Raw genomic sequence first — 11,339 nt, forward strand, 5'->3', positions numbered from 1 at the left:
AACGAAAAAACCCGCTCACCAGAGCGGGTTTTTTATTGCCTGCGTGTGCTCGGTGTCACTTCAGGCCTTCTAGAAACTGCCGGTAGAGCAGGGCGCTTTCTTCGGGGCGCTCGAGCATGGGGGCATGGCCGACGTTGTCCATGACCGCCACGCTGGATTTGCCTAGCAGCGGTTGCATGACGTCGATGCTGGATACGTCCAGCACCCGGTCCTGTTTACCCCAGAGCAGCAGAGTGGGGGCCTGGATTTTCGCCAGCTCTGGCTCCAATGGGATGGCGCGCTCCACCAATTGCTTGAATACCCGTTCATAGTGCGCAGCCTTGGCCATGGAGCGCTCGCCCAGATATCGCTTGAGCGACTCGGGCAGATAGGGTGGTTCGACGAAGATGAAGTGCAGCAGATTGTCGAAATCCTGCGGTTGCTTGACCACCAGTGGATTGGGCGCACCACTGGTCAGCAATCGATACAGTTCGCTCTTGTGCGGGCTGTCGATTCCGGCGTTGGCCAATAGCGCCAGCGAACGAACACGATCCGGGTAGCGTGCCGCGAAGAGTGCGGCGATGTGTCCACCCATCGAATTGCCCAGCAGATGAGCCTGCTGAATGCCCATGGCATCGAGAATATCCGCCAGCCGTTCAGCCTGGGTGCCGACATCGTAGCTGCCGGGTGGCAGGTCGCTGTCGCCGAAGCCGGGCAGGTCCAATGCGATGACACGATAGTCCTTGGTCAGGTGGCGAGAAAAACGCAGCCAGTTATCCTTGTCTGCAGCGAAACCGTGGAGCAACACCAGGGTTTCGCCACTCGCCGGTCCTCCCTGATAGTAATGGATGTTAAGATCGCGGACAGATAGTCGCTCGTGACTGAGCCCGGCGCGCTGTTGTTCTATCAGGCGCAGGCTGAGCAACTGAGCAGCGGGAAAGAAATACAGCGTTGCTGAGGTGGCGAGAAGCAGTAGCAGCAAAGCGAGCAGCAGTTTTTTCATGGCGCGTCCTTATCGCGAACTGGCGGCGCCACTAAGCTAGCATGAACACAGAGGATGCCGGGGTGCCAAGCTCATCCTGCCAATCAACGCATAAACCGAGAGTAGCCAATGCCTGAGCGTTGTCTGTTTAAGTCGCTGTTGCTGTGGTGCGCCCTGGTCGTTATGCCAACTGCGGCCCTGGCCGTTGGTAAATGCGAGCGCTTGGTAGCGACCGGTAATCCGGAATATCCCCCCTATCTCTGGCGTGATCCGCAGAACCCACAGCAGCTGATCGGCGCCAATGCCGATCTGCTCAAGCATCTAGCAAAAGAACTCGGCGTGGTGGTTGACGTGATCTACACCGGCCCCTGGTCGCGAGCGCAGGATGAGGTGCGTACCGGGCGTGTCGATCTGCTTGCTGGGGCCTTCATCACCCTGCCGCGGTTGGAACACATGGATTACGTGCACCCGGCGTTCTTCTACACGCCCAGCGTGGTCTGGGTGCGCAAGGGCGAAGCATTTCCCTATGGCAGCTGGATCGACCTGCAGGGGCATACCGGCGACACCCTGGTGGGCAACAGTTTTGGTCAGCAGTTCGATACCTTCGCCAAGCAGAACCTGAAGCTCGAGGGCGTTTCCAGCTTGACCCAGGCGTTCCAGAAGTTGCTGCTTGGCCGCACCGACTATGTGCTCTACGAGCGCTATCCAGGCTTGGCGCTCGCCGAGACGCTGGGTATGGACGATGATCTGGAGGTGCTGGATCCGCCGATTTCCAGCGAAGGCCTCTACCTTACCCTGTCGCATAATTCGGCGTGCAACGAGCCCTGGCTACGTGGCCAGCTGGCGCGAAAGATGACAGAAATGGTCGCCGCCGGGCTGCCTGAGCAGTTCCTGCAACGCAATCTGGAACTGTGGAAGGCACAGCAGATGCAGCCGGACCCGGTTGGCGACGTCACTCAGTAGGAAATTTTCGTGATCAATCGAACCCTTCCCTTGCTGCTGGCGCTGGGCCTGACGGCCTGTGCCAGCGATCCTGCTCCGACCGAGCAGATGCGGCTGACCGAACAGGCGTTGGCGCAGACCAAATCCCTGGGGGTGGTCAGCGAACAGTCCGCGTCACTTCGCCAGGCTGAAGAGAAGTTCGCGCAGGCCCAGGCGGCCATGCAGGACGGTGAAAACAAGCAGGCGCGCCTGTTGGCCGAGCAGGCCGAGCTAGATGCGCGCCTGGCCGAGGCCGAGCACCTCAATGCCAAAGGGCGGGAGCAACTGACCGAACTCAATCAACGCATCGGCCGTCTGCGCCAGCAACTGGGAGCCATGTGATGAAGGCTTTTGGTCATCTGGGCGGCCTGATGCTGGTCGGTACGCTGTTGAGTGGTTGTGCGTCCAGTCAGCTGGCGAGTGAGCAGGCTCTGGAAGAAGCGCGTCTGAGTTTCCAGTCGGTCAAGGAAGATCCCAGCGTGCTGCGTGCCGCACCCAAGGACGTGATTCGCGCAGGCGAATCGCTGGGCCGTGCCGAGCGCCTGTCCAGTTACTGGGGCAGTGGCGACGATGTGCGTCATTACGCCTACCTCAGCCAGCGCTATGCCGAGATCGCCCGGCAACACAGCGATATCAGTCTCAACCAGGAACGCGCAGCCAAGCTCGAACTGGAACGCCAGCGTCTGCAGTTGACCCTGCGCGAAGCCAAGCTGATGAGCGTGCAGCAGCACAACGGCTGGTTGGAAGAGCAGATGGTCAGCCTCGCCACCAACGAGACCGAGCGCGGCCTGGTGATGACCCTGGGCGATATGTTGTTCGACGCTGGTCGCGCCGATCTGCAACCAGCAGCCAACCGTACGGTACTCAAGCTCGTGCAGTTCCTGCAGATCAATCCGCAGCGCCGCGTGCGTATCGAGGGCTACACCGACAATACCGGTGATGCTGCCGAGAATCTTGAACTGTCCCGCGCGCGCGCGCAGGCTGTGGCCGATCTGCTGGTGGATCTGGGCGTGGAAGCCAAGCGTATTCAGGTCGCCGGTTACGGTGTCGACTTCCCGGTTGCGGAAAATGCGTCGGCACGTGGCCGGGCGCAGAATCGGCGAGTGGAGATCGTCTTTTCTGACGAGCGAGGCCAGCTTGGTGCCGAGCGCTGAGCGAAATGCCTGACAGAACCCCCGGCAGAGTCCGGGGTTTTTTATGCACTGAAAATGGCGACGATGCCGTGCATGCTTGGCAAGCAATGACGTAAGGGGAAAACAGATCGTATCTGTGCCGGTACAATTGTGTAGCAATAGGTTACTGTTATGCTCCAATGACCACGGAGGATATCGCCATGACCAATCTGCTGCTCTATCAACGTATCGCCCAGCAGTTGGCCGAAGATATTCGTCGCGGTGTCTACCAGCCTGGCGAGCGCGTGCCTTCGGTGCGCAAGATGAGCGCTCAGCTCAATGTCAGCCACGCCACGGTGTTGCAGGCCTACGCCAACCTCGAAGATCAGGGGTTGATTCGTGCACGCCCGCAATCCGGCTTCTACGTGCACCAGACACCAGCGCTGACCGCGCCGACGCCGGACATCGCCAAGGTCGAGCGACCAGGCCTGGTCACTCGCGCCAGCATCATCAATCAGGTGCTCACCGAGTCTCGCCGCGAGGGCGTATTTCCGCTGGGCGCCGCGGTGCCGCATGTCGATTACCTGCCGGTGCGCGCATTGCACCAGCAACTGGCCAAGGTCACCCGTTTTCACAGCCCGCGCGCCTTTAGCTACATGTTCAGCCCCGGCTTCGAGCCGTTGCGCCGCCAGGTGGCGATCCGCATGCGCGATGCTGGTGTAGTGGTCGATCCGTCCGAGGTGGTGATCACCCATGGCTGCGTCGATGCGCTGCAGATGAGCCTGCGTGTGCTGACCAAGCCGGGCGATCTCATCGCGGTAGAGTCGCCGACCTACTACGGTCTGCTGCAACTGGCCGACCTGCTTGGGCTCAAGGTCATCGAGATTCCCTGCGACCCGACTACCGGCATCAGCCTTGAAGCGCTGCAACTGGCGGCCAACCAGTGGCCGATCAAGGCGCTGGTGCTGACTGCGCGGCTATCCAACCCGCTGGGTGGCACCATCCCCGAGGAGCGTCAGCGTCAGTTGTTGCGCCTGGCCGGCGACTACGATTTCCAGATCGTCGAAGACGATATCTACGGCGAGCTGATGTTCGAACAGGGGCCGACCAAAGCATTGAAGTCGCATGATCGCGACAGCCGGGTGATCTATTGCTCGAGCTTCTCCAAGACACTGTCGCCCGGTGTGCGTATTGGCTGGATCGTCGCCGGCAAGTATCAGGACGAGATCCAGCGGCTGCAGACCTTTTCCACCCATTCGGCGTGCAGCGTCACCCAGATGGCGGTGGCGGCTTATCTGGAGAACGGTGGCTATGACCGCCATCTGCGGCATATCCGCCAGGAGTACCGCAAGAACCTCAATGCCTTCCAACTGGCGGTGCAGCAGTACTTTCCGGTCGGTACGCAGATGACCCGGCCCAAGGGCGGCTTCATTCTCTGGGTCAGCCTGCCGGCGCGGGTCAATACCAAGGATCTGCACGTGCGCGCGCTGCAGCAGGGCATCTCGATCGCACCGGGGCTGATCTTCAGCAACACCGAGCAGTTCAATCATTGCGTGCGGCTCAACTGTGGCATTCCATGGAACCGCGAGGCGGAGAGGGCGCTGATGACCCTTGGGATGTTGGCCACGCAGCTGTGCCAGGAGGCGGGCGGTTCCTGGGAAGGTTGAGAAAGCACGTCCTGGGTTAACCCGTTTCATCGAAGTGCTGCGTCTACCTGAGCGAAGGTCTCGTGCCATTGCTCAGGAGGTGCACCATGTCCATTTATTCCTCGTTGCTCGTTCGCCCATTCGCCGTCGGTTTTTCCGCGAGCACCTTGCTGCTGCTCGCCGCCTGCAGCGCCTCTGGCCCGGAGCCGGAAGCCCTGGCCAATTCGGAGCCGGCGGCGACACTCGTCCGTGAACGTCTGGCTGCGCCTGTAGCAGCCGAGATGCCTGCTGCTGCCAGCCAGAAGCGCATGTCGACCCTGGTTTACGCGCCGTCGCCCATCGCCGATGTCCTGCCGCCGCGCTACCGTGATGAGTCGCGCGAGCAATACCAGGCCTATGCCGATAATCCGGTGTTCGCGGTTGCCGAGACCCCGGTATCCACCTTCAGCATCGACGTCGACACCGGTAGCTACGCCAACGTGCGGCGCTTCCTCAATGGCGGGCAACTGCCACCGAAGGACGCCGTGCGTCTGGAGGAACTGGTCAACTACTTTCCCTACGCCTACCCGTTGCCGCAGGCCGATGCGCCTTTCGGCGTCAGCACCGAACTGGCGGTGACGCCATGGAACCCGCAGACACGCCTGCTGCGCATCGCCATCAAGGCGTCGGATCGCAGCGTGGAGGAGCTGGCGCCGGCTAACCTGGTGTTTCTGGTCGATGTCTCCGGCTCGATGCATCGCCGTGAAGGCCTGCCCATGGTGCAGGGCACCCTGAAATTGCTGGTCGAGCAGTTGCGCCCGCAGGATCGCGTCTCGCTGGTCACCTATGCCGGTGACAGCCAGGTGGTGCTCGATTCCACGCCCGGCAGCGACAAGGCGAAGATCCGTGCAGCCATCGACCAACTCAGCGCCGGTGGTTCGACGGCAGGGGAGTCGGGCATCCAGCTGGCCTACCAGCAGGCGGGCAAGCACCTGATCGATGGCGGCATCAATCGCATCCTGCTGGCCACTGATGGCGACTTCAACGTCGGCATCAGCGACTTCGACAGCCTCAAGCAATTGGCCGCCGACAAGCGCAAGACAGGTGTCTCGCTGACCACCCTGGGTTTTGGCGTGGACAACTACAACGAGCGCCTGATGGAGCAACTGGCCGACGCCGGTAACGGCAACTACGCCTACATCGACAACCTGCGCGAGGCACGCAAGGTGCTGGTGGATCAGCTCGGCTCGACCCTGTCCACCGTGGCGAGCGACGTGAAACTGCAACTGGAATTCAACCCGAGCGAGGTCAGCGAGTACCGCCTGCTGGGCTACGAAAACCGTGCGCTCAAGCGCGAGGACTTCAGTAACGACAAGGTCGATGCCGGTGATATTGGCGCCGGTCACACCGTCACCGCGCTCTATGAGATTGTCCCGGCGGGCGGTAAAGGCTGGCTGGAGCCGCTGCGCTATCAGGCCACTGCCCAGACCGCGAGCAAGAGTGGCGAACTGGCCTGGTTGCGGATTCGCTACAAGGCGCCGGGGGAGGTGAGCAGTCGGTTGCTGGAGCGCCCCATCGCACGTGCCGAGGCCAAGCCGATGAACGCCGCCAGCGAGGACCTGCGCTTCGCCGCAGCGGTAGCCGCCTTCGCCCAGCAGCTCAAGGACGGGCGCTACACGGGCGACTTCGATCTGGCGCAGAGCATCGCGCTGGCGCGCTCGGCCAAAGGTGAGGATCGCTTCGGTCTGCGTGGCGAGTTCATCCAGCTGGCCGAAATCGCCCAGAGCCTGCACACTTCCGGCTCCACCCCTGCACGAGCTCAGCAGTGAACGCACCTCTCACGGATGACGACGCCGCTTTGTTGCGGCGTTACCGCCGCGGCGATGCCGCGGCCTTCAACGCGCTTTACCAGCGCCATCGGCTGGGCCTGTTTCGCTTTCTGCTCGGCCTGTGCGGCGATCACGCCCTGGCCGAAGAAGTGTTCCAGGAAACCTGGATGAGCCTGGTGCGAAGCCAGAGCGAGCAGCGCGAGTCTGTGCTGTTCAAGACCTGGCTGTACCAGATCGCGCGTAACCGCCTGATTGACCACTGGCGCAAGAGCGGGCGACATCAGGTCGGGCACGACGCTTACGATGAAGGGCAGCACGCCCAGCCTGACCCGCAACCCGGCCCGGAGCAGCAATGGGGCCTGAGTCGCGACAGTGAGCGGCTGCAGGCGGCGTTGGCCGATCTGCCGGAAGATCAGCGCGAAGTATTCCTGCTGCGCGCCCATGGCGACCTGGAATTGAACGAGATTGCCGAGTTGACCCGCACGCCGGCCGAGACGGTCAAGAGCCGTCTGCGCTATGCCCTGCAGAAGCTGCGCCGGCTGCTGGCCACCGAGGAGTTGTCCGCATGAAAGATCAACGAGAACCTCTGGATCACGAGCAGGCGCTGCTGGCGCATTTTCGTGCCCATGGCAGCGGCGAACCCTCGGCCGAGCTGGATGCACGCATTCTGGCGGCGGCAAGCGCGGCCGCCCGTGAGGCGCAGCAGGCCGAAGCGGTCAGTGGCGAAGCTGGCTGGGCGCAACGTTTGCACCAGTGGCTGTTCGGCAGTGGCCGACAGCGCTGGTCGGTGGCCGTGGCCGGGCTGGCTTGTGTCGGGATCGGGGTCAGCCTGACCTGGCGCACGCTGGAGCAGACGCCGGATGCCTTCGATGCCGTGCCGCCCAGCGTGGCCATGAGTCCGGCTGCATCGGCTCCGATGGCGGCCAAGCGTGCGCCAGAGCAGGAGGCGATTGCGCCTATGGCTGCCCCGCAGGAACGCATGAGAAGTCAGGCCATGGCACGTCAGGCGCCGTCTGCCGATGTGGCTGAGGCACCGATGGCCAGTAGCGCTGCGTTGGCGCCCATGGCCGAATTGGTGATCCAGAGCGAACCGCGCGAGGCGCTGCTGCGTCTGCTGGAGCTGCGCAAGGCGGGTGAGCAGGAGGAGGCGCAGCGGTTGCTGGAGCAGCTAAAGGCCGACTATCCACAACTGGATATCGAGGCTGAGCTCGCTCATCTGGCCAGCGAGTCGCCGAGTGAATGAGGCACGAGGTAAAAGTCATGTAAGTCGGCTTGTCAGGCGCGCCCAGGCGGAGGAGCATGGGCGCGTTACTGATCGAGCTACCCTTGTCCCATGATGCGTAAGTCCATTCTTCTATTGCTTTGCCTGGGTTGGCTGAGCGCTTGTGAGCGTGAGTCGGAACCCGTTGCACAGCAGCCCGCGCCAGCGCCGGCAGTGGTCACTGCAACTGCGCCCGTTGCAGAGGTCGCCAAGCCAGAGCCTGTCGAACCAGCACCGCCTGCCAAGGTGGTCGAAAGCAAGCCCATGCCCGCCGCCAAACCGCCCGTCGTTGCCAAGCCCAAGCCTGTTGTAGCGCCACAGCCCAAGCCGGTGGAGCCTGAATCGAAACTGGCATTGGATCTGAGTGTGCCGCAGGAGTTGTTCGAGCAGGCGCTGGAAAGCGAAACCCGCGAGGATCTCTCTCCCTTGCTGCCGCCGCTGTTTGGCGAGAAAACCGAAGTCCAGAGCCCGTTCCAGATCAGTGGTCGGCTGATCAGCAACGAACGGGTCGACGACTACTGGGACTCCATCGAAGGCGCTGAGCTGCAGTTCGAGTTCAAGCAGTAGCAGGGGCGGCGCACCCTACCCATGGCCGGGCTTCATTCTGCTCAGAAACGGTAGTGTCGCTGTTCGATGGCTGCATGCAGTTCGCCATCCAACCACTGAAAGCTGTTCGAGCCAGGCAAGCGCACGTAGAGCGGACCGTCGACCTGGCATGGGTCGTAGCCGGCCTGCTTCAGATCCGTCTTCTTGTACTTGAAGGTACCGGTGGTCTCGACTTCGCCTAGCAGGCGCACGAACAGCGGCGCGGCGTAAGCCGGCAGCTCCGCGTCGAGGTGGGCGGCCAGGGCGGCGCCGTCCAGCTCAAGGCCTTGTGCCAGGCGCAGTGCAGCCATGCCGCAGCGACCGTTGGTACCGGGAATCTCCACGCCGTAGACCACCGCATCCTCCACACCGGGGAAGGCGCCGAGCACGTTTTCCACTTCGGTAGTGGAGACGTTCTCGCCTTTCCAGCGGAAGGTATCGCCGAGGCGGTCGACGAACTGCGCGTGCTTGCAGCCGATATCGCGCATCAGGTCGCCGGTGTTGAACCAGGCGTCGCCCTTCTTGAACACGTCGCGCAGGATCGCCGCCTCGCTCTTGGCCTGATCGGTGTAGCCGTCGAACGGCCACTTGGCGCTGATCTCGCTGATCAGCAGACCGGCCTCGCCCTTGTCGGCCTTTTGCAGAAAGCCCTTCTTGCAACGCAGCGGCTGATCGTTCTCCATGTCGTAACGGACGATGGCGTAGGTGGCGGGGGTGTAGCCGACGGTGTTGTCGAAGTTGAAGACGTTGGTGAAGCCGATATTGCCTTCGCTGGAGGCATAGAACTCGGTGATCTGCTCGATACCGAAACGTTGCTTGAACTCGGCCCAGATCGAGGGGCGCAGGCCGTTGCCGATCATGCAGCGCAGGCTGTTGTTCTTTTCGGTGTCGGTTTCCGGCTGATTGAGCAGGTAACGGCACAGTTCGCCGATATAGCCGAAGCAGGTGGCCTGGTAGCGCGCCACGTCGCTCCAGAAGGCGCTGGCGGAGAACCTGCGGCGCAGGGCGATGGCTGCGCCGCCGGCCAGGGCCGCACTCCAGCATACGGTGACGGCGTTGTTGTGATAGCAGGGCAGGGTGAGATAGAGCACGTCGTGCTCGTTCAGGGTCAGGCCGGAATGGCCGAAGCCGCCGTAGGCTTTGATCCACTTGCCATGGCTCATGATCGAGGCCTTGGGCAGGCCGGTGGTGCCGGAGGTGTAGATCAGGAAGCAGGCATCCTTCATGCGCACACCTTGGCTATCCGGAGGATTGTCTTCGGCCTGGCCGCTGGCGATCTGCATGAGGTTGAGCCAGCTCTGCGGCGCATGGCCGGGATCGCCCAGGCAGTCCTGGTCGGCGATCCAGTAGCGACGTGCCTGCAGGTCATGCAACTGGTCGGCGATTTCGTCGAAGGCGCCGATCAGTTCGTCGCCGATTACCAGGAATCCGGGTTTGACCAGGTTGAAACTGTGCGCCAGCACCTTGCCGCGCTGGGTGGTGTTGATCAGCGCGCCTACGGCGCCGAGTTTGCATAGGGCTGCGAGGATCGCCAGCAGCTCCAGGCGGTTCTCCAGCATCACCGCGACCACGTCGCCATGGCCGACCCCCTCGGCCTTGAACGCCCAGGCCAGGCGGTTGGCCCAGACATTGAACGCTCGATAGCTGAGCTGGCGGTGTTCATCCATCAGCGCCGGGCGCTCGGGGTGGCGCTCGGCAGCGCGTTGCAGGGCCCAGGCCAGCGACAGATTCTTCTCGCGGTTGCGGATGCCTGCGTAGTAAAGGCCGCGCAGCATGCGCGGCACGCGTGGCAGGTGCTGCGGCAGGTGGGCCAGGAAGCGGAAGGGCGAAATCAGATCGGCTTGGCTCATTGGGGCGCACTTGGCTGTTATGAATTGGAGGCGAGTTCTGACTCTAGTCAGCCTGGCGAACACCAGCCATGGCCCAGGTGCGTTCAGCGGTGGGCAGATCGGCAAATAGCCTTGCCGCTCGTAGGGTGCGCTGCGCGCACCGGACCGGCACAAATCCCGAGGTTGTCTCGGTGCGCGCGGCGCACCCTACGGATCGAGGCGCGCACGTAGCCCGGATTGCATCCGGCCTACGAAGTCGAAACGGCATTCCCTCTCCCCCAGCCCCTCTCCCATAAATGGGAGAGGGGAGCGGAGCGTATCCCGCAGTGCTCAATCGACGAACAGGTCTGGCACCAGGCTGCCGCCAGCGGGATCGAAACGGTACTGTTCGAAGTCGTTGACGCCACGTTCGCGCAGGATGTCTTCGTCGATCAGCAGGCGGCCGGTGATGCTGCGGCCTTCGCTACTCAGGATGGCGTGGGCCGCGTCGGCCATGATCGCCGGAGTGCGCGCGCGCTTGAAGGCGTCGCGGCTGCCCAGTTCGAATTCGATGGCGGCGGTGGCGATCATGGTCTTCGGCCACAGCGAGTTGACGCTGATGCCGTACTTCTTGAACTCCTCACTCATGCCCAGGCTAAGCATGCTCATGCCGTACTTGGTGACGGTGTAGGGGCCGTGCTGGGCGAACCACTTGGCGTCGAGATTGAGCGGCGGAGAGAGGTTGAGGATATGGCCGTTGGCGCTCTGCTTCAGGTACGGCAGGGCCGCCTGGCTGCAGACCATCACCGCGCGGGTGTTGATCTGGTACATCAGGTCGAAGCGCTTGGGTTCTAGTTTTTCCACGCCCACCAGCTTGATGGCCCCGGCGTTGTTGACGAGGGCGTCGATGCCGCCGAAATGCTCGGCGGCCTGGGCCATGGCGGCCGCCACGGCCTGTTCGTCACGCACGTCCAGCTGCAGGGCCAGCGCTTTGCCGCCTGCGGCTTCGACCTCGGCGGCGACGCTGAAGATGGTGCCTTCCAGTTTCGGGTGCGGCTCGGCGCTCTTGGCTGCGATGACGATATTGGCGCCATCGGCGGCGGCCTTGAGGGCGATTTCGCGGCCGATGCCACGGCTGGCGCCGGTGATGAACAGGGTCTTGGCGGAAAGTGACATG

Annotated in this window: 11 protein-coding genes; 8 read left to right on the forward strand and 3 right to left on the reverse strand. The window is 62.8% G+C overall.

The genetic code is table 11. From position 1 onward, the window contains the following. Positions 1 to 55: 55 nt before the first annotated feature. Complete coding sequence (locus BM186_RS08445) at positions 56 to 982, reverse strand: alpha/beta fold hydrolase (protein ID WP_074914582.1); 927 nt, start codon at positions 980 to 982, stop codon at positions 56 to 58. Between the two features lie 108 nt (positions 983 to 1,090). Here BM186_RS08445 and BM186_RS08450 point away from each other — a divergent pair, with 108 nt between their 5' ends. From BM186_RS08450 to BM186_RS26835, 8 genes are all read left to right on the forward strand, one after another. Continuing rightward, positions 1,091 to 1,924, forward strand: a complete 834-nt coding sequence (locus BM186_RS08450) for a substrate-binding periplasmic protein (protein ID WP_072424742.1) — start codon at positions 1,091 to 1,093, stop codon at positions 1,922 to 1,924. A gap of 9 nt (positions 1,925 to 1,933) precedes the next feature. Further along, a complete protein-coding gene (locus tag BM186_RS08455; RefSeq protein WP_074914585.1) occupies positions 1,934 to 2,284 on the forward strand; it encodes a DUF4398 domain-containing protein in 351 nt (116 codons plus the stop codon). Then, complete coding sequence (locus BM186_RS08460; RefSeq protein ID WP_021489929.1) at positions 2,284 to 3,096, forward strand: OmpA family protein; 813 nt, start codon at positions 2,284 to 2,286, stop codon at positions 3,094 to 3,096. The genes BM186_RS08455 and BM186_RS08460 overlap by 1 nt, the downstream gene beginning before the upstream one ends. Before the next feature lie 179 nt (positions 3,097 to 3,275). Beyond that, on the forward strand, positions 3,276 to 4,721 hold the full coding sequence (locus tag BM186_RS08465) for an aminotransferase-like domain-containing protein (RefSeq protein ID WP_021489928.1): 1,446 nt from the start codon (positions 3,276 to 3,278) through the stop codon (positions 4,719 to 4,721). Between the two features lie 86 nt (positions 4,722 to 4,807). Next, positions 4,808 to 6,508, forward strand: coding sequence for a vWA domain-containing protein (locus BM186_RS08470; protein ID WP_074914587.1), 1,701 nt, complete (start codon positions 4,808 to 4,810; stop codon positions 6,506 to 6,508). Then, complete coding sequence (locus BM186_RS08475; protein ID WP_074914590.1) at positions 6,505 to 7,077, forward strand: RNA polymerase sigma factor; 573 nt, start codon at positions 6,505 to 6,507, stop codon at positions 7,075 to 7,077. Before BM186_RS08470 ends, BM186_RS08475 begins: the two co-directional genes overlap by 4 nt. Beyond that, positions 7,074 to 7,751, forward strand: coding sequence for a hypothetical protein (locus BM186_RS08480; RefSeq protein WP_074914592.1), 678 nt, complete (start codon positions 7,074 to 7,076; stop codon positions 7,749 to 7,751). Before BM186_RS08475 ends, BM186_RS08480 begins: the two co-directional genes overlap by 4 nt. Positions 7,752 to 8,033: 282 nt before the next feature. Beyond that, entirely contained in the window at positions 8,034 to 8,336 is a 303-nt protein-coding gene (locus tag BM186_RS26835; protein ID WP_230875498.1) for a hypothetical protein, read from the forward strand. Positions 8,337 to 8,377: 41 nt separating this feature from the next. Here the strand turns inward: BM186_RS26835 and BM186_RS08490 are convergent, their stop codons facing one another. Beyond that, positions 8,378 to 10,204: a long-chain-acyl-CoA synthetase gene (locus BM186_RS08490; RefSeq protein WP_074914595.1), complete on the reverse strand. Its 1,827-nt coding sequence runs from the start codon at positions 10,202 to 10,204 to the stop codon at positions 8,378 to 8,380. A gap of 309 nt (positions 10,205 to 10,513) precedes the next feature. Beyond that, the gene (locus BM186_RS08495) at positions 10,514 to 11,338 is read right to left on the reverse strand and encodes an SDR family oxidoreductase (protein ID WP_074914598.1); all 825 of its coding nucleotides are present in this window, start codon (positions 11,336 to 11,338) and stop codon (positions 10,514 to 10,516) included. Between the last annotated feature and the right edge of the window lies 1 nt (position 11,339).

Origin of the sequence: Ectopseudomonas toyotomiensis (assembly GCF_900115695.1) — a bacterium.
Taxonomy (GTDB): Bacteria; Pseudomonadota; Gammaproteobacteria; order Pseudomonadales; family Pseudomonadaceae; genus Aquipseudomonas; species Aquipseudomonas toyotomiensis.

What these genes read in the sequence shown, in the direction of transcription:
- BM186_RS08460 (WP_021489929.1), top strand. Translation starts at nt 2,284, where the DNA reads ATGAAGGCTTTTGGTCATCTGGGCGGCCTGATGCTGGTCGGTACGCTG.
- BM186_RS08495 (WP_074914598.1), bottom strand. Translation starts at nt 11,338, where the DNA reads ATGTCACTTTCCGCCAAGACCCTGTTCATCACCGGCGCCAGCCGTGGC.
- BM186_RS08450 (WP_072424742.1), top strand. Translation starts at nt 1,091, where the DNA reads ATGCCTGAGCGTTGTCTGTTTAAGTCGCTGTTGCTGTGGTGCGCCCTG.
- BM186_RS08480 (WP_074914592.1), top strand. Translation starts at nt 7,074, where the DNA reads ATGAAAGATCAACGAGAACCTCTGGATCACGAGCAGGCGCTGCTGGCG.
- BM186_RS08490 (WP_074914595.1), bottom strand. Translation starts at nt 10,204, where the DNA reads ATGAGCCAAGCCGATCTGATTTCGCCCTTCCGCTTCCTGGCCCACCTG.
- BM186_RS08445 (WP_074914582.1), bottom strand. Translation starts at nt 982, where the DNA reads ATGAAAAAACTGCTGCTCGCTTTGCTGCTACTGCTTCTCGCCACCTCA.
- BM186_RS26835 (WP_230875498.1), top strand. Translation starts at nt 8,034, where the DNA reads ATGCCCGCCGCCAAACCGCCCGTCGTTGCCAAGCCCAAGCCTGTTGTA.
- BM186_RS08470 (WP_074914587.1), top strand. Translation starts at nt 4,808, where the DNA reads ATGTCCATTTATTCCTCGTTGCTCGTTCGCCCATTCGCCGTCGGTTTT.
- BM186_RS08465 (WP_021489928.1), top strand. Translation starts at nt 3,276, where the DNA reads ATGACCAATCTGCTGCTCTATCAACGTATCGCCCAGCAGTTGGCCGAA.